This is a genomic window from Yersinia sp. J1 (assembly GCF_050586585.1).
Lineage (GTDB): Bacteria > Pseudomonadota > Gammaproteobacteria > Enterobacterales > Enterobacteriaceae > Yersinia > Yersinia entomophaga.
In genome coordinates, this window is sequence record NZ_JBOBDP010000005.1 from 143,433 (window position 1) to 161,008 (window position 17,576).

Consider the following 17,576-nt stretch of genomic DNA (forward strand, 5'->3'; position numbering starts at 1 on the left):
GCGCATTAGCGCCCTTTCAGAATCAGATACCGTCTCAGTTATGGACGATAAACTTTTACGTTCTTGTAGCCCTGCTCACGCAGATATAGCGCCTGCAAACGGCTCATCACGCCACGCTCACAGTACAGCAAATAGGTTTTGCTCTGATCCAGATCGCCAAACTGAGTGCTTAACTTATAGAAAGGCAAGGTCCGTACTTCTACCGGAGCCAAAACCAACGGCTTCTCTTCCTGCTCATCCGGCGCGCGAATATCCAGCACCACATCGGTATCAGCCAGTTCTGCTACGGTTTCTACTTCAGCCACCTGTTCGCGGCTTTGCTCGGCGATAGTGCGGATATCCACGTTTTTCGCTTCGCTCACTACACGATCGAGAATTGAGAAATCAAAGTGCGACTCTTCTTCCTCTATTTTAGCTTTCACCGCTTTAACCGTTGGGCTTTTAGAAATCACACCACAGTATTCCGGCATGGTTTTGGCAAAGTCTTCGGTACCGATCTCGCGCGCCAAATTGATAATGTGTTCTTTATCATGGGAAATCAGCGGGCGCAGAATCAGCGTGTCAGATGCGTTATCGATCAACCGCAGGTTGGTCAACGTCTGGCTGGAAACCTGCCCCAGCGCCTCACCGGTTACCAACGCCTGCACGCCATAGCGCTCCGCGACCTGAGAAGCCGCTCGCACCATCATGCGCTTCAGCACTACGCCCATCTGACCGTCTTCGACTTTCTCCAGGATTTCCCCAACCACAGGTTCAAAATCGATCGCCACAAAACGAACTTTGTGAGAGCTACCGAAGCGGTTCCACAGATAATGAGCCACCTGTTTTACGCCAATTTCATGAGCTGAACCGCCAAGATTGAAGAAGCAGTAATGTACCCGACAGCCGCGGCGCATCAACATATAGCTGGACACGCCGGAATCAAAACCGCCAGAAATCAGTGATAAAACATCTTCCTGCGTACCAATAGGGAAACCGCCCAAACCTTCGTGACGAGCTTTGATCAGCACCAGTTTATCTTGATCGATTTCCAGATTGACCGTGACCTGAGGCGCAGTCAGTTTCACTTTAGCCGTCTCAATATGCTGGTTCAGACCGCCGCCGACGTAGCGCTCTGCTTCGCCGGAACTGAACTCGTGCTTACCACGGCGTTTTACCCGCACGCAGAAGGTCTTGCCCACCAGCGTGTCACGATAAGCTTCCAGCGTTTGCTCGAAAATATCGTGTAGATCGGTGTAACTACGGTCTTCCACTTCCAAAATATGGTGAATACCGGGAATTCGGGTTAGAGCGTCACAGATCGCGGGGCCAAGATTTTCATCTTTGGTACGCACTTCAATATGATCCCAGTGACGAACCACCGCCAGCGAGTCATCAAGGTGTTTCAACACGTTGCGAATATTGGTAGTAAGAATCTTAATGAAGCGCAAACGCACAGTTTGACTCTTGATGGTGATTTCTGGGAACAATTTAATGATAAACTTCATGGCGGTCTTTAGTTGTCTAGTATGATGAGTGAATTAGGTTGCTATCGAAAGAACAATACTGTTGAGTCAAAATGACCGGACGACGCAGCGGTAAATAGCGAGTCACTGAGTAAATGGACGATGTTATCGTTAAGGCTAACTCCGGGCTGTCTGCCTTACCAATAATATTCAAGGCGCGGAGTATATCACCATATAGTGGATATCTGCTTAATAAAACCCGAAGCAAACGCCACGATTTGCTCGGCATAATTCGTTACAATAGCCCAAAACCGAGAGTGGCCCACCGGCCCCATGACGCCAACTTAACGTTGAAAATAAAATATGCCTAGAAAAGCTGCATCACCAGAAGCTACGGATAAGCCAGAGGCTACCGTAAAAAGTAGCGCCAGTTTTGAGACTTCACTCAGCGAGCTGGAGCAAATTGTGACCCGCCTGGAGTCAGGTGAACTGCCGTTGGAAGATGCGCTTAACGAATTCGAACGCGGCATACAGTTGGCTCGTCAAGGCCAGCAAACGCTGTTGCAGGCAGAACAACGGGTTCAGATATTGCTCAGTGATGACGCCGATGCGCCGCTGACGCCTTTTACGCCGGATACCGAATAAACATGTCCCATCAGAACGAAATGAACCAACCCGTTGTTTTTACAGAGCAGTTGGCGATATATCAACAACGAGCTAATGATGCATTACTGAGTTTTATTGCACCGCTGCCGTTTAACGACAGCGAGCTAGTGCAAGCAATGCGTTATGGCGCGTTGTTGGGCGGTAAACGACTGCGCCCTTATCTGGTGTACGCCACCGGCCAAATGTTCGGTTTGTCGCTCTCGACGCTGGATGCGCCAGCGGCAGCGGTAGAATGTATACACGCCTATTCTTTGATACATGACGATTTGCCGGCGATGGACAATGACGATCTGCGCCGTGGTCAGCCAACTTGTCATATCAAATTTGGCGAAGCCTGCGCGATTTTAGCCGGCGATGCCCTGCAAACGCTGGCATTTAGCATTTTAGCCGATGCGCCAATGCCGGACGTCGCCATGCAGGATCGCGTCAGCATGCTGTCCGAACTGGCAAAATCCAGCGGCGTAGCCGGAATGTGTGGCGGACAGGCCTTGGATCTGGCAGCAGAAGAGCGCCATATTTCACTGACGGAGCTGGAGCAAATTCATCGTCATAAAACCGGCGCGCTGATCCGTACCGCGGTGCGCATGGGCTCATTGGCTGCGGGAAAACCCGGCCATCGGGCTTTGGAACAGTTAGATCGCTACGCCGATGCCATTGGCCTCGCCTTCCAGGTTCAGGATGATATTTTAGACGTTATCGGTGATACCGCTACAATAGGCAAACGCCAGGGTTCAGACCAACAGTTAGGCAAAAGCACCTATCCGGCCCTACTGGGTCTGGAAGCAGCCCAAACCAAAGCCAGAGATCTTTATCTCGAAGCTCTGGCGGCGCTGGATGCTTTGGCTGAAATGTCGTATGACACCGCCTCACTGCGGGCGCTAGCGAGTTTTATAATTGAACGCGATAATTAGAAACAATTAATCCAGTAGGCGTTACTCGTGCAGAATAATATTCTGCCGCCAGCGCACCGGTGTTCAGACGATTTCTGATCCCGGCACTGCCCTGCCGGGAATGGTAATGCAGCAGCCTACGTAAACACCTCTGATATGAGCATCGAATGAGTCTTGATATAGCCAAATACCCGACACTGGCACTTGCGGAGAACCCCGAGGAACTGCGTTTACTGCCAAAAGAAAGCCTGCCCAAGCTATGCGATGAGCTGCGACAGTATTTACTCGACTCTGTTAGCCGTTCTAGCGGCCACTTTGCGTCAGGGTTGGGAACGGTTGAGCTGACCGTGGCCTTGCACTATGTCTATAACACGCCGTTCGACCATCTGGTGTGGGATGTCGGTCATCAGGCGTATCCTCATAAGATTCTAACCGGTCGACGCGATCGTATTGCCACCATTCGTCAAAAAGAGGGTTTACATCCTTTCCCTTGGCGTGATGAAAGCGAATATGACGTGTTATCCGTCGGGCATTCATCCACGTCTATCAGTGCCGGCTTAGGTATGGCCGTGGCCGCCGAACGTGAGGGTAAAGGCCGCCGTACCGTCTGTGTGATTGGCGATGGCGCGATTACCGCAGGTATGGCGTTTGAAGCCATGAACCACGCCGGTGATATCAATCCGGATATGCTGGTCGTGCTCAACGACAATGAGATGTCGATCTCTGAAAACGTCGGCGCGCTGAATAATCATTTGGCCCAATTATTATCCGGAAAACTGTATTCCACGCTGCGCGAAGGAGGAAAAAGAGCCTTCTCCGGCCTGCCGCCGATTAAAGAACTACTCAAACGTACTGAAGAACATCTGAAAGGTATGGTGGTTCCGGGTACGCTGTTTGAAGAGCTCGGCTTTAATTATATCGGCCCGGTTGATGGCCACGACGTACAAGCTTTAACCCAAACGCTGAAAAATATGCGTAGCCTCAAAGGGCCGCAACTTCTGCATATTATGACCAAAAAGGGCAAAGGCTACGCACCAGCGGAGAAAGATCCTATCGGCTGGCATGCGGTACCTAAGTTCGATCCTGCGCTAGGTACTTTGCCAAAAAGCAAAAGCGATTTACCCACCTATTCCAAAATATTCGGCGATTGGCTGTGTGAAACGGCTGAAAAAGACAGCCAACTGATGGCCGTTACCCCTGCTATGCGCGAAGGCTCTGGTATGGTGCGGTTCTCCCGTGAATTCCCGCAGCAGTACTTCGATGTGGCCATAGCAGAACAACACGCGGTGACCTTCGCTGCCGGTCTGGCGATTGGTGGCTATAAACCGGTTGTAGCGATCTACTCGACTTTCTTGCAGCGAGCTTACGATCAGCTGATTCACGATGTGGCCATTCCTAATCTACCGGTACTCTTCGCTATCGATCGCGGCGGTATCGTCGGCGCTGATGGACAAACCCATCAGGGCGCTTTCGATCTATCATTTATGCGCTGCATTCCTAATATGGTCATCATGGCGCCAAGCAATGAAAATGAATGCCGTCAGATGTTATTTACCGGCTACCACTACGACGGTCCAGCGGCGGTACGCTACCCTCGCGGGAATGGTACTGGCGCAGTTTTAGAGCCATTACAGGCTCTTCCTATCGGCAAAGGTATTGTGCGTCGTCAGGGTGAAAAAGTCGCAATTCTGAGCTTCGGTACATTGCTTTCTGAAGCGCAGCAGGTGGCAGAAAATCTGAATGCTACATTAGTGGATATGCGCTTTATCAAGCCGTTAGATGAAGAGCTGGTATTAGAAATGGCAGCCCGTCACGATTTACTGGTTACGCTGGAAGAGAATGCAATCATGGGTGGCGCTGGCAGTGGTATTAACGAGCTGTTAATGGCAAAACGCCAGCAAGTTCCGGTACTCAATATCGGTTTACCCGATCGCTTTATTCCGCAAGGTGAGCAGGATGAAATGCGCGCCGAATTTGGTTTAAGCGCAGCGGGTATTCAGAAGACAATTGAAGACTGGCTAGCTTAATCGGCCATTACCCATAATTGGGGCTGATATCACGCAAAAGGGCACAGCTTAAACGCTATGCCCTTTTCTATTTAGCATATTCTCATCAGATAAACCTAACCCACACCACGGAAAGAAAGCTAAATTTTTTAGTGACTTGCCATGCTATGAGTTGTTCTGGTATTAGCCAAAAAGCGCTAAAGGCCATTGGTGCCCGATAAAATAAATCACTGCCGCCGCCCCCACGCCAGCAATGATATCGTCGACCATAATACCCATACCGCCATGAAGATTTCGGTCAAACCAACGGATTGGCCAAGGTTTCCAGATATCCAGAATACGGAAAACGACAAACCCCGCCAGCACCCACTGCCAGTCATTCACCGGTAATGCCATCAACGTGATCCACATTCCGACAAACTCATCCCAGACGATACTGCCGTGATCGTGAACTTTCATATCTTTAGCGGTTCGATGACAAACATAAACGCCAATGCAAATGCTAAACATCACGACCAGAGAGTAAAGTTGCCAAGGCAATTGGATCAACAGCAACCAAAATGGAATGGCGGCAATCGACCCCATAGTGCCCGGTGCCCACGGCGATAAACCGCTACCAAAACCAGTCGCCAGCAGATGCCAGGGATTGGTTAATCGCAGACGTTTCTTCGCCTCATCCATGGTTAGCCTTGGCTGGTAAAGTGATCGAAACCGCGCAAACCGACGTCAACAGGTTTGCCATCGCTAAAGAACTTCACCCCTTCGGATAAAGGAGCTATCTGACCAATACAAGTATAGCCCGCTCCGGCGTGGCTGAGCGCCACATCTAACGCCCCACGATTGATTTCAGGGACGGTGAAGCACAGTTCGTAATCTTCACCGCCGCTGAGTGCCCAAATCAGCGCTTGCTCAGGATCAACCTGATTTTTCATCGCATCTGAATAAGGTAGGGCGTCCAGCTCGATACGTGCACCGCAGTTGCTGGCTTTCAAAATATGCTGTAGATCGGAAACCAACCCATCGGAAATATCGATGGCTGAATTAGCCAAATCCCGCAATGCCTGCCCTTGCAGAACCCGTGGCTGTGGCCGCAGATGACGATTGATCAGTTCAGCCCGATCCTTCGCATCTTCAACCCGCAGCTGATTTTGCAGAATGGCTAAGCCAGCCGCGCTATCACCCAAGGTGCCACTGACATAAATCCAGTCGCCAATTCTGGCGCCGGATCGGGTCAACGCCCTGCCCGCAGGAATAAGCCCTTGAATAGTCAGCGTCATACTTAACGGCCCACTGGTGGTATCACCGCCGATAAGCTGCATGCCATAGTAATTGAGTTGGTCAAACAGACTGTCACTGAATGCCTGTAGCCAGGATTCGTTCACATCAGGGAGGGTAAGTGCTAAAGAAAGCCAGGCAGGGTCCGCGCCCATCGCTGCCAAATCACTGAGGTTTACCGCTAAAGCCTTGTAGCCCAAGTCTGCCGGGTCAATATCCGGTAAGAAATGGACGCCTGACACTAAGGTGTCTGTGCTGACCGCTAACAGTTGTCGTTCACCGACTGTTAGTAGCGCACAGTCATCGCCAATGCCCAACTCCACGTCCCGGCGGTTACTCCTGAACCGGTCAAAGTAGCGAGCAATGAGGTCAAATTCGCCACATGCCATAATACAATTCCAGAAAGGTTAGCCGATATATAAATTAAGGCCGGAAACCGGCCTTAATTTATATCGTTGATGTAATGCGATTATTTTCGTTTACGCACGACTGGAGCAACTTTGTCCAGCACGCCGTTAACGAATTTATGGCTATCTTCAGCGCCGAAAATTTTGGCCAGTTCGATCGCTTCATTGATTGCCACTTTATAAGGGACATCATCACGTTTGCTCAGTTCAAAAATCGCAAGACGCAGAATCGCTTTTTCAACCTGACCTAATTCTTCGAGTTGGCGTGACAGATACGGCGCCATTGCAGCATCCAGCGCGGTTACATTCACCGCAACGCCGGACAGCAACTCGCGAAAATAGGAGATGTCTACATCTTTGACATCCTGCTCCGACAGGAACTGTAATTCAACATCAGCGATGTCGTTTTTAGACAACTGCCATGAGTAGATCGCTTGAACAGCGCACTCACGAGCGCGGCGACGAGCAGCAGGTTTCACAGAATTCCCCTTAACTTAACTAAATTCAGCCTTTAATAGCTTTGATTACATTAATCATTTCAAGTGCGGTCAGGGCAGCTTCTGCACCTTTATTACCCGCTTTAGTACCAGCGCGCTCAATAGCCTGCTCAATGCTTTCAGTGGTTAAAACACCGAAAGCCACAGGGATATCGCTGTTCATGGCAACGCTTGCCAAGCCAGAACTTGCTTCACCAGCAACAAACTCAAAGTGCGCAGTGCCCCCACGGATCACAGTACCCAGAGCGATAACCGCGTCATAACGATTGGTTTTTGCCAACACATTAACAGCCAACGGCAACTCATAGGCACCCGGCACCCAAACAACGGTAATGTTGTCGTCGGAGACCTGACCAATGCGCTTCAGGGCATCAATTGCGCCTTCCAGCAGACTGTCATTGATAAAGTTGTTAAAACGCGCAATCGCAATCGCCACGCGGGCAGTAGGAGTAGCAACAACACCTTCGATAACGTTCATAGCTTTCCTCAATATCGGTTCATACCCCGCAGGGGGGCGGATTCTATCATATTCTTTCGCTGCCTGCGCCTGCGCATTTGTAAAACGCCCGACAAGACGGCCACCGGTAGGAAAATCTCCTACCATAAATTGGGGTTAATACCTCGGTTTTAGGCGTAATCGTAAATCAGGGCCTATCTGCCGCACTTCACTAAAGCTGAACTCGGGGGCCTGGGAAAGTTGCTCCATTCCGGGCAAATGGCATAAACCACGGGCGCTATCACCGAGTAATTTGGGCGCGACATAGAGGATAAGTTCGTCGACCAAGCCAGCCTGCAATAATGCGCCGGCCAGCTGTGGCCCGGCTTCCACCCAGACCGAGTTAATTTGGCGTTTGCCAAGTAGCATCATCAGCAAGACCAAATCGATGCCGTTACCGTGATGTGGGAGCAATACCTGCTCGACGCTATCCGGCCACGGCTGCTGATCGGCCTTGACTCTTGCCAGCCAGCAGTTTCCCTCCTGCTGCACCACCTGATGAGTTGGAGCAACGCGATTCTGGCTATCCAGAATAATACGAGTTGGCTGTCGTAGCGCCGATTGCGGGTAAATTCGTTGGGTTTCTGCATCCAGTTCCGACCAACGTACGGTCAGCGAAGGATCGTCAGCCAGCACCGTTGCGCTGGTGCTAAGAATCGCCGAACTTTGGGCTCGAAAACGCTGAACGTCTTGTCTGGCCTGCGGAGAAGTAATCCACTGACTTTCCCCGGATGCCATGGCGGTTTTACCGTCCAGCGACGCCCCCATTTTCAATTGAACATAAGGAAATCCGGTACGCATACGCTTCAGGAAACCAAGGTTAACCGCCTCGGCTTCGGCCAGCATCACCCCATCCACGACTTCGATACCCGCCTGTTTGAGCCTATACATTCCGCGCCCTGCGACCTGAGGATTCGGATCTTGCATCGCGGTAACAACCCGCCGAATCCCCGCAGCGACAAGCGCATCCGCGCAGGGAGGCGTGCGCCCGTGATGGCTGCAAGGTTCTAGCGTAACATAAGCGGTCGCACCTTTAGCGGCGTCTCCTGCCATGCGTAACGCATGTACTTCCGCATGAGGTTCACCGGCACGAAAATGGTAACCTTCTCCGACGATCTGACCATCCCGAACGATCACACAGCCAACGTTAGGGTTTGGCGAAGTCGTAAATCGCCCTAAACGCGCCAGTTCAAAAGCTCGGGCCATATAAATCTGGTCGGAATGCATGCTAATCCTTAAATTCTACGGAAAGAACCCACTCTGAAAGAATCAGTCCTGCAATCTGGCAATTTCTTCGCCAAACTCACGAATATCTTCAAAGCTACGATAAACCGATGCGAAGCGGATATAGGCGACTTTATCCAGTTTTTTCAACGCTTCCATCACCAGATTACCCACCATTTTGGTTGGCACTTCACGTTCGCCGGTGGCCCGCAGTTGGGATTTAATATGGCTAATGGCCATTTCAACGTCGTCCGAGCTAACGGGGCGTTTTTCCAACGCTTTCAACATCCCGCGTCGCAGCTTATCCTCGTTGAAAGGTTCGCGAACATCATCACTTTTGATCACGCGAGGCAACACCAACTCGGCGACCTCAAAAGTGGTAAAGCGCTCATTACAGTCCAGACACTGGCGGCGACGGCGAACCTGTGAGCCATCACCCACCAGACGGGAGTCAATCACTTTGGTATCAACGGCGGCACAAAATGGGCAATGCATAGCAGTTCCTGATAATTGTTCCCAAATTTGCCTACAGTTTACCGCGAAGTGCCACGACAACAAAGGCTCAAGCCCATTTGTTGCGTAGCGTTGCGCAGTTATTGGTGAAATTATGTGTAAGACCTCGACCTGGCAATGACTTTCCCATTTATCGGGGCTAAGCTAGATGATAGATATACTGAAAAGGAAATCATTATGATGACAACCAGTTATCCTCGAATTTGTTTATTGGCCGCAGTGATAGTACTGGCCGGTTGTGCGCAGGATCCAGAGATTCCCGCGCTGAAAAATCAGGTTGGCCAGCTAAGCCAAAAACTGCAAACCCTGACCAATCAAGCATTAGCCGTAGAGCAGCAAAACACGCTGAACCGCCGCTCGCTTAACGGCGTTTACCTGTTGCCGGCTGCCAATACGCCTGCGGTGTTGAACAGCAGCGTCGGCAAACTTGGGGTTTCACTGACCGATATCTCCAGTGAAGCGAATGGATCTCAGGCATTGCTGCATATCCGTAGCCTGACAGACCAACCGCTCCCAGCCATGAGCGCCAACGTTGAGTGGGGACAATTGGATCCAACGACAGGCCAGCCATTAACTGCGGACGTTTTGTCACAGCCCGTCGCTATTAGCGCTTCTCTTTTGCCAAAAACCGAACACACCATTGAGTTGCGACTGAGCGGTCTCACACCGGAACAGCTAGGTTATATTCGTTTTCATCAGGTGGTTAACGCCGCTGATGCCGAAAGAGACGCGGTAAGCGAGTCTTTACTTCCTGCTCAATAAAGGTTTCTAGCCACTAAAACGCCAGTGCTCAGACCAGCCCCCGCTCAGCCTCAACTTGGCCAGCTTCACGAGTTCCAGATGTCAGGAACCAGTGCTACCGTCTTTCACTGTGGTTTAAAAGCAAAAAGCCCCGAAATTTTGGACTACAGTCCACGATTCTCGGGGCTTTTTATTACGCCGGAGTTAACCCAAAGATTAACTCTAACGCCTTTGGTTAAGGAAGAATAGAAGGCTGGTCAGCCCCTTCTTTCTCAACTTTCTGCTGTAGCATATGCTCGCGTTTCATACCCAATTTCAGCGCCAATGCAGAGGCGACATAAATGGATGAGACAGTACCGATAGATACACCGATCAACATGGTCAGTGAGAAGCCTTGCAGCATCGCACCACCGAAGATGAACAGCATCAGTACCACCATCAGGGTAGTTGCCGAGGTCATAATAGTACGGCTCAACGTCTGGGTCAGTGACACGTTCATGATTTCGTAAGGCGTTCCGCGACGAATCTTACGGAAGTTCTCACGAATACGGTCCGATACCACGATGCTATCGTTCAGTGAGTAACCAATAACCGACATTAATGAAGCAATGATGGTCAGGTCAATCTCTATCTGGAACAACGACAGAATTCCCATAGTGATGACCACATCATGGGCCAGAGCGATAACCGCCCCCAGCGCCAGTCGCCATTCAAAACGGAAGCCGACGTAAACCAGGATAGACAGCAAAGCCACCAGAAGCGCCATCCCGCCAGCCTGAGCCAAATCACTGCCCACGCTTGGTCCGACGAATTCGATGCGTTTTACCGTTGCATTCTTATCAACAGATTCATTGATAACCGAAATAACACGGTTACCTAATTCCTGACCCGCAGTACCAGTCGCAGGCGGCATACGTACCATCACATCACGGGTACTACCGAAGTTCTGCAGAATTGGCGACTCAAAGCCCGCTTTTTCCAAAGTGTCACGCATTTGATCAAGATCTGCTGGTTTTTCCAGGTTGATTTCAATCACCGTACCACCGGTGAAATCCAATCCCCAGTTAAACCCCTTTACAGAAATAACCGCAATGGATGCCACTAACAGCAACAACGAAATGCCAAAGGCCACGTTGTCCCAGCGCATAAAGTCATAGACTTTACGGCCATAGTTCAGTTGCTCAACAGTATAATCCTGTGCCACAACGTACTCCTTAAATAGACAGCTTGTTAACGCGCTTGCCGCCGTAAAGCAGGTTGACGATGGCACGAGTACCCACTATTGCGGTGAACATTGACGTAATAACGCCGATTGCTGTCGTAATAGCAAAGCCTTTAATCGAACCGGTACCCACAGCATACAGAATAATCGCTGTGATCAACGTCGTGACGTTCGCATCGATGATACTGGAGAAAGCACCTTTGTACCCTTCGTGTATCGCCTGCTGAATCGACCGCCCGTTTTTAAACTCTTCTTTAATACGCTCGTTAATCAGTACGTTAGCATCAACCGCAACCGCAAGGGTTAACACGATCCCGGCAATACCCGGCATGGTTAATGTCGCCCCCGGTAGCAGAGACATCACGCCGACGATTAACACCAGGTTGGCGAGCAGCGCGGTACTAGCAATCACACCAAATTTACGGTAGTAAACCACCATGAACAGGATAGATACCGCCAGACCCCACAGGCAGGCTTCCAGACCCTGGGCAATATTTTGTGAACCCAAAGTTGGGCCGATAGTTCGCTCTTCCACAATCTGGATTGGCGCAATCAAGGCACCGGCACGCAGCAACAGAGACAGTTGGCGAGCTTCGTTCGGGTTATCAATACCGGTAATACGGAAGCTGTTACCAAGGCGAGACTGAATGGTCGCGACGTTGATAACTTCTTCTTGTTTAACCAGAATGGCGCGACCGTTGGCATCTTTCTTACCGCTGTCTTTATATTCCACAAACAAAGTTGCCATCGGCTTGCCGATGTTGTCTTTGGTGAAATTGGACATGGTAGAGCCACCGGCGCTATCAAGTGAAATATTCACCTGAGCCTGATTGTATTCGTCGGTACTGGAAGTAGAGTCAGTGATATGGTCGCCGGTCAGGATAACGCGCTTGTACAATACAACCGGGCGTCCTTCACGGGTATTTTTCACTTCTGAATCGCCCGGCACACGGCCAGAGGCGGCAACAGAACCATCAACGTTGGTATTAACCAAACGGAATTCCAGCGTTGCCGTGGCACCAAGAATCTCTTTGGCACGGGCTGTATCCTGAATCCCCGGCAATTCAACCACAATACGATCGGCACCCTGACGCTGAACCAATGGCTCAGCCACACCTAATTGGTTAACACGGTTACGCAGAATCGTAATGTTTTGCTGAACAGCATATTCCCGAGCTTCACGCAGGCGATCGTCACTCATCACGGCTTTTAATGTATTGCTGCCGTTAGAGTTGATGACTAAATCACGGTGACGGGAAGAAAGATAGCTAATGGCTTCATCGCGGGCTTTGTCATCGCGAAAACGCACTTCAACGCCGTAATTATCGAGTTTACGCACCGCAGCGTAAGGAATACCTTTTTCACGCAAATCGCTGCGCAGGGTATCCATTGTCTGCTCTTGCAGCTTGCCTAACGCCGTGTCCATATCCACTTCCATCAGGAAGTGCACACCGCCACGCAGGTCAAGGCCCAGCTTCATCGGCTCAGCGCCCAGTCTGGCCAGCCAGCTCGGTGTTGCCGGTGCCAGGTTCAGCGCAATCACGTATTTGTCGCCCAGCGCTGTCATTAATGCCTCACGGGCACGCAGCTGAACATCAGGATCTTTAAAGCGAGCCAGAATTGCACCGTTTTCCAGGGCAATAGACTTGCTCGCTATGTTGTCTTTTTCCAAGACAGTACGGACTTGGTCCAGCGTTGTTTCACTGGCGGCGATACCTCGCGCGCCAGTGATTTGAACAGCCGGATCCTCACCATAAAGGTTGGGAAGCGCATACAACAGACCGACGAGAATCACGACGATCAGCATGACGTACTTCCACAAAGGATAACGGTTCAACACGGTAGTTCCCTTAGGGAAAATCGAAAATTACAGAGCCTTCATTGTACCTTTCGGCAAAACGGCAGCCACGAAGTCACGCTTGATCATTACTTCAGTGGTGTCATTCAGTGCGATAACGATATAGCCAGTTTCCGCAACTTTAGTAACACGACCGATCAAACCGCCAGTGGTCAAAACTTCGTCACCCTTACCGATAGAGTCCATCAGCTTTTTATGTTCTTTAGAACGTTTTTGCTGTGGGCGCAGGATCATGAAGTAGAAGATCAGACCAAAGACCACCAGCATAATTACCAGGGAGTACGGGCTTCCTTGAGCCGGAGCCCCTGCAGATGCGACAGCATCAGAAATGAAAAGACTCATTAAAATTCCCTCATTGTTATCAATATCAGTAGTGTGACATCAGTGTGTTAAAATTAGTAACCGCAAAATCCTAACCGTTCAATCTATAATTACAAGTTAATAATTTCTAAATCAAACGTTTAATGGTGGAACAGGTTTCCCGATCCGACCATAGAAATCTTCAACGAAGCTCTCTAATTTACCGTCTTCAATAGCCTGACGTAAACCCGCCATCAAGCGTTGATAATAACGCAGATTATGAATGGTATTGAGTCTGGCACCCAGTATTTCGTTGCAACGATCCAGATGATGCAAGTAGGCGCGACTATAATTGCGACAAGTGTAGCAATCACATTCAGCATCCAGGGTCGACGTATCATCTTTATGCTTGGCGTTACGGATTTTCACCACGCCATCGGTAACAAACAGATGTCCGTTACGGGCATTTCGCGTTGGCATCACGCAGTCAAACATATCAATACCGCGGCGTACACCTTCAACCAAATCTTCCGGCTTGCCGACGCCCATTAAATAGCGTGGTTTATCCGCTGGAATCTGTGGGCAAACGTGCTCAAGAATCCGGTGCATATCTTCTTTTGGCTCACCTACCGCCAGGCCGCCCACAGCGTAACCATCAAAGCCGATATCTACCAGTCCTTTTACCGATACATCACGTAAATCTTCGTAAACGCCGCCCTGAATAATACCAAATAAGGCATTTTTATTATTCAGCTCATCAAAGCGTTGACGACTGCGGGCTGCCCAACGCAATGACATTTCCATTGAACGCTTGGCATAATCCCAATCGGCTGGATAAGGCGTACATTCGTCAAAAATCATGACGATGTCTGAACCTAAATCGTATTGAATTTCCATCGATTTTTCTGGGCTAAGGAACACGGAATCGCCGTTGATCGGGTTTTTGAAATGCACCCCCTCCTCTTTGATTTTCCGCATTGCGCCCAGGCTGAATACCTGGAAACCGCCGGAGTCGGTCAGAATCGGCCCGTGCCATTGCATAAAATCATGCAAATCGCCGTGCAGCTTCATGATTTCCTGCCCAGGACGCAGCCACAGGTGGAAAGTATTGCCCAGCAGGATTTGCGCGCCGGTTTCTTTCACTTCTTCCGGCGTCATGCCTTTAACGGTGCCGTAGGTGCCCACGGGCATAAAAGCCGGGGTTTCCACTACGCCGCGCTCAAAGACCAAACGGCCACGACGAGCACGCCCATCGGTTTTTTGTAATTCGTACTTCACAGAACCTCCAGCATCAGATAAACAGTCTGATGTTGCTATTGCCTGACCACACAAAGTATGTGGCCTGTAAATTACTGGTTAACCGTCTCTTGCGGTGCCAGTGGGTTACGGCTGATAAACATCGCATCGCCGTAACTAAAGAATCGATATTGCTCCGCCACGGCCTGCTGATAGGCATTCATGGTGTTTTTATATCCTGCAAATGCAGAAACCAGCATGATGAGCGTGGACTCAGGTAAATGGAAGTTAGTAACCAACGCATCCACAACCTGATACTGATATCCTGGATAAATAAAGATACGCGTATCACCGAAGAAAGGAGCAATTAAGCCATTCTCACAGGCTTTGGCTGCACTTTCCAGAGAACGAACCGAAGTCGTTCCCACCGCGACCACTCTTTTACCCCGTGCTTTACATGCCAATACCGCGTCCACAACCTCTGGCGGTACTTCGGCATATTCGGAATGCATAATATGTTCTTCGATGCTTTCTACTCGCACTGGCTGGAAGGTCCCCGCGCCAACGTGCAGAGTGACGAAGGCCATTTCGATGCCTTTTTCTCGTAGCGCAGCCAGCAGAGGCTCGTCAAAATGCAGCCCTGCTGTCGGCGCAGCCACCGCGCCCGGACGCTCACTGTATACGGTTTGATACAGTTCGCGATCGGCATCTTCATCAGGGCGATCTATATAAGGAGGCAATGGCATATGGCCAATCGCATTCAAAATACTGAAAACGTCCTGTTCTTCATCAAAACGCAACTCGAACAGCGTATCGTGGCGCGCCAGCATGGTGGCGCGGATACTTTCATTGTCGCCCAGAAGCAGCTCAGCGCCCGGTTTCGGCGCTTTTGACGCCCTAACGTGCGCCAGTACCCGATGATCGTCCAACACTCGCTCGACCAACACTTCCAGCTTGCCGCCGCTGGCCTTACGACCAAAAAGGCGTGCCGGTATCACGCGGGTATTGTTGAAAACCAGCAGGTCGCCCGCTTCCAGCTTATCCAGCAAATCGGTAAAAATGCCGTGGGTTAACTCCCCACTCGGGCCATCCAACGATAGCAAACGACAGCCACTACGCTGGGGCTGTGGATAATGAGCAATCAGTGACTCTGGCAGCTCAAAAGAAAAATCGGCAACACGCATGGTTTTCCACTTTAGACGACAAAAACAGGCCGCCTAGTCTAGAGCCGCCAAGGGTTGGCTGCAAGAATTAAGCAAGATAACCTGCTATTTGGATTATACTCTGCGGATGAATTTTCTAGCTCACCTTCATTTAGCCAGTTTGTCCGATAGCTCGCTACTGGGCAATCTGATGGCCGACTTCGTTCGCGGCAATCCGCAGCATGATTATAGCCAAGAGGTTGTGGCTGGCATCATGATGCATCGCCGTGTCGATGTGATGACTGACACGCTACCGCAGGTTAAGCAAGCGCGGCTCTACTTTAGCACTGATTTTCGCCGGGTTGCGCCAATCACGCTGGATGTCCTGTGGGATCATTTTCTGGCACGTCACTGGGATGAATTGGTGCCAGACATCGCTCTGCCAGCGTTTATTTTGCAGGCTCAGCAGCAAATCATTCCGCAGCTCCCGCATACGCCTGAACGTTTCCAGAATCTGAATGCTTATCTGTGGCCCGAACGTTGGCTGGAACGCTATGCCGAGCTGCCTTTTATCGCGAATGTGTTACAAGGCATGGCGAATCGTCGTCCTAAACTGTCTGCACTGGCTGGCTCGTTTTACGATATTGAGCAACATTATCAACCGCTGGAGCAGGTATTCTGGCAGTTCTACCCACAAATGATGCACAAAGCGCAGCATAAACAGATTTAGCCTATCGGTAAGTCTGGTATGGCTTATTTGATTTAAGTCACTTGCTCTTTATGTCAAAGTGGGTATCTTAACAAGACAAAAGATACAAAATTAAGTTATTGATAGATAGAAACTATCACAGCAATTGGTATATAGACCTTTATTGATTGTGGCTAACTCCCTATGCTGTGACGAAAGTTTTATCCCAACTCGTTAATCCATCCCTATTAACAGGAGTAATTTATGGTTCTGGTAACTCGTCAAGCCCCTGACTTTACTGCGGCTGCTGTACTTGGTAACGGCGAAATCGTTGAAAACTTCAACCTGAAAAAGCACCTGAACGGCAAACCAGCCGTCCTGTTCTTCTGGCCAATGGACTTTACTTTCGTTTGCCCTTCAGAGCTGATTGCTTTCGATCACCGTTACGAAGAATTCCAGAAACGCGGCGTTGAAGTTGTTGGTGTTTCTTTTGACTCAGAATTTGTTCACAACGCATGGCGTAAAACCCCAATCGAAAACGGCGGCATCGGCGAAGTTAAATACGCGATGGTTGCTGATATCAAACGTGAAATCCAACAAGCCTACGGTATCGAGCATCCAGATGCTGGCGTAGCGCTGCGCGGTTCATTCCTGATCGACAAAAACGGTGTTGTTCGTCACCAGGTAGTTAACGACCTGCCACTGGGCCGTAACATCGACGAAATGATCCGTATGGTTGACGCGCTGCAATTCCACGAAGAACACGGTGATGTTTGCCCTGCACAGTGGGAAAAAGGCCAGGAAGGTATGGGCGCTTCTCCAGACGGCGTAGCAAAATACCTGTCTAAAAACGCTTCAAAGCTGTAATCAAGCCGAAGTGAAATTGGGTTAAATCCTGATTTAATCGAATAATATCAACCAGTCGGTTCACGCTGACTGGTTTTTTTATGCCCATACCTTTCCCAGCACC

18 protein-coding genes are annotated in these 17,576 nt (G+C 50.1%); 6 read left to right on the forward strand and 12 right to left on the reverse strand.

The annotated features are described in order from the left end of the window. Positions 1-38: 38 nt before the first annotated feature. On the reverse strand, positions 39-1,487 hold the full coding sequence (thiI, locus tag ACQ4OC_RS10485) for a tRNA uracil 4-sulfurtransferase ThiI (RefSeq protein WP_064512213.1): 1,449 nt from the start codon (positions 1,485-1,487) through the stop codon (positions 39-41). A 321-nt stretch (positions 1,488-1,808) separates the two neighbouring features. Here thiI and xseB point away from each other — a divergent pair, with 321 nt between their 5' ends. The 3 genes from xseB to dxs all read left to right on the forward strand — a co-directional run bounded on the left by xseB (position 1,809) and on the right by dxs (position 5,028). Beyond that, the gene (xseB, locus tag ACQ4OC_RS10490; RefSeq protein WP_430971154.1) at positions 1,809-2,090 is read left to right on the forward strand and encodes an exodeoxyribonuclease VII small subunit; all 282 of its coding nucleotides are present in this window, start codon (positions 1,809-1,811) and stop codon (positions 2,088-2,090) included. A 20-nt stretch (positions 2,091-2,110) separates the two neighbouring features. Continuing rightward, positions 2,111-3,022, forward strand: coding sequence for a (2E,6E)-farnesyl diphosphate synthase (gene ispA / locus ACQ4OC_RS10495; RefSeq protein WP_430971166.1), 912 nt, complete (start codon positions 2,111-2,113; stop codon positions 3,020-3,022). A gap of 146 nt (positions 3,023-3,168) precedes the next feature. After that, a complete protein-coding gene (gene dxs, locus ACQ4OC_RS10500) occupies positions 3,169-5,028 on the forward strand; it encodes a 1-deoxy-D-xylulose-5-phosphate synthase (RefSeq protein WP_064512208.1) in 1,860 nt (619 codons plus the stop codon). 162 nt (positions 5,029-5,190) lie between these two features. Here dxs and pgpA read toward each other — a convergent pair whose 3' ends face one another. The 6 genes from pgpA to nrdR form a co-directional block, all read right to left on the reverse strand. Beyond that, positions 5,191-5,688 (reverse strand): phosphatidylglycerophosphatase A, encoded by a 498-nt coding sequence (gene pgpA / locus ACQ4OC_RS10505; protein ID WP_120806370.1) that lies wholly within the window; start codon positions 5,686-5,688, stop codon positions 5,191-5,193. Positions 5,689-5,690: 2 nt separating this feature from the next. After that, a complete protein-coding gene (gene thiL / locus ACQ4OC_RS10510; RefSeq protein ID WP_120806369.1) occupies positions 5,691-6,671 on the reverse strand; it encodes a thiamine-phosphate kinase in 981 nt (326 codons plus the stop codon). Positions 6,672-6,751: 80 nt separating this feature from the next. Next, positions 6,752-7,168, reverse strand: a complete 417-nt coding sequence (nusB, locus tag ACQ4OC_RS10515) for a transcription antitermination factor NusB (RefSeq protein ID WP_049598505.1) — start codon at positions 7,166-7,168, stop codon at positions 6,752-6,754. Positions 7,169-7,193: 25 nt separating this feature from the next. After that, positions 7,194-7,664, reverse strand: a complete 471-nt coding sequence (ribH, locus tag ACQ4OC_RS10520) for a 6,7-dimethyl-8-ribityllumazine synthase (RefSeq protein WP_064512201.1) — start codon at positions 7,662-7,664, stop codon at positions 7,194-7,196. 135 nt (positions 7,665-7,799) lie between these two features. Continuing rightward, positions 7,800-8,909, reverse strand: coding sequence for a bifunctional diaminohydroxyphosphoribosylaminopyrimidine deaminase/5-amino-6-(5-phosphoribosylamino)uracil reductase RibD (gene ribD / locus ACQ4OC_RS10525; RefSeq protein ID WP_430971155.1), 1,110 nt, complete (start codon positions 8,907-8,909; stop codon positions 7,800-7,802). A gap of 42 nt (positions 8,910-8,951) precedes the next feature. Continuing rightward, positions 8,952-9,401, reverse strand: a complete 450-nt coding sequence (gene nrdR / locus ACQ4OC_RS10530; RefSeq protein ID WP_049598500.1) for a transcriptional regulator NrdR — start codon at positions 9,399-9,401, stop codon at positions 8,952-8,954. Positions 9,402-9,599: 198 nt separating this feature from the next. Here nrdR and ACQ4OC_RS10535 point away from each other — a divergent pair, with 198 nt between their 5' ends. Next, positions 9,600-10,181, forward strand: a complete 582-nt coding sequence (locus ACQ4OC_RS10535) for a DUF3251 domain-containing protein (protein WP_064518162.1) — start codon at positions 9,600-9,602, stop codon at positions 10,179-10,181. A 214-nt stretch (positions 10,182-10,395) separates the two neighbouring features. Here the strand turns inward: ACQ4OC_RS10535 and secF are convergent, their stop codons facing one another. From secF to queA, 5 genes are all read right to left on the reverse strand, one after another. Further along, positions 10,396-11,364, reverse strand: a complete 969-nt coding sequence (gene secF / locus ACQ4OC_RS10540; protein ID WP_049598498.1) for a protein translocase subunit SecF — start codon at positions 11,362-11,364, stop codon at positions 10,396-10,398. 10 nt (positions 11,365-11,374) lie between these two features. Next, positions 11,375-13,222, reverse strand: a complete 1,848-nt coding sequence (gene secD / locus ACQ4OC_RS10545) for a protein translocase subunit SecD (RefSeq protein WP_071889681.1) — start codon at positions 13,220-13,222, stop codon at positions 11,375-11,377. 27 nt (positions 13,223-13,249) lie between these two features. Then, positions 13,250-13,582 (reverse strand): preprotein translocase subunit YajC, encoded by a 333-nt coding sequence (gene yajC, locus ACQ4OC_RS10550; RefSeq protein WP_042527720.1) that lies wholly within the window; start codon positions 13,580-13,582, stop codon positions 13,250-13,252. A 111-nt stretch (positions 13,583-13,693) separates the two neighbouring features. Next, positions 13,694-14,818, reverse strand: coding sequence for a tRNA guanosine(34) transglycosylase Tgt (gene tgt / locus ACQ4OC_RS10555; RefSeq protein ID WP_049598493.1), 1,125 nt, complete (start codon positions 14,816-14,818; stop codon positions 13,694-13,696). 71 nt (positions 14,819-14,889) lie between these two features. After that, a complete protein-coding gene (queA, locus tag ACQ4OC_RS10560) occupies positions 14,890-15,960 on the reverse strand; it encodes a tRNA preQ1(34) S-adenosylmethionine ribosyltransferase-isomerase QueA (RefSeq protein WP_064514114.1) in 1,071 nt (356 codons plus the stop codon). A 106-nt stretch (positions 15,961-16,066) separates the two neighbouring features. On the opposite strand from queA, the gene ACQ4OC_RS10565 reads away from it, so the two are divergent. Together ACQ4OC_RS10565 and ACQ4OC_RS10570 are read left to right on the forward strand one after the other, a co-directional pair. Beyond that, positions 16,067-16,648 carry an ACP phosphodiesterase gene (locus ACQ4OC_RS10565; protein WP_064514116.1) on the forward strand — a complete coding sequence of 194 codons (582 nt, stop codon included), beginning with the start codon at positions 16,067-16,069 and terminating at the stop codon, positions 16,646-16,648. Positions 16,649-16,870: 222 nt separating this feature from the next. Further along, the gene (locus tag ACQ4OC_RS10570) at positions 16,871-17,473 is read left to right on the forward strand and encodes a peroxiredoxin C (protein ID WP_064514118.1); all 603 of its coding nucleotides are present in this window, start codon (positions 16,871-16,873) and stop codon (positions 17,471-17,473) included. Positions 17,474-17,576 lie beyond the last annotated feature (103 nt).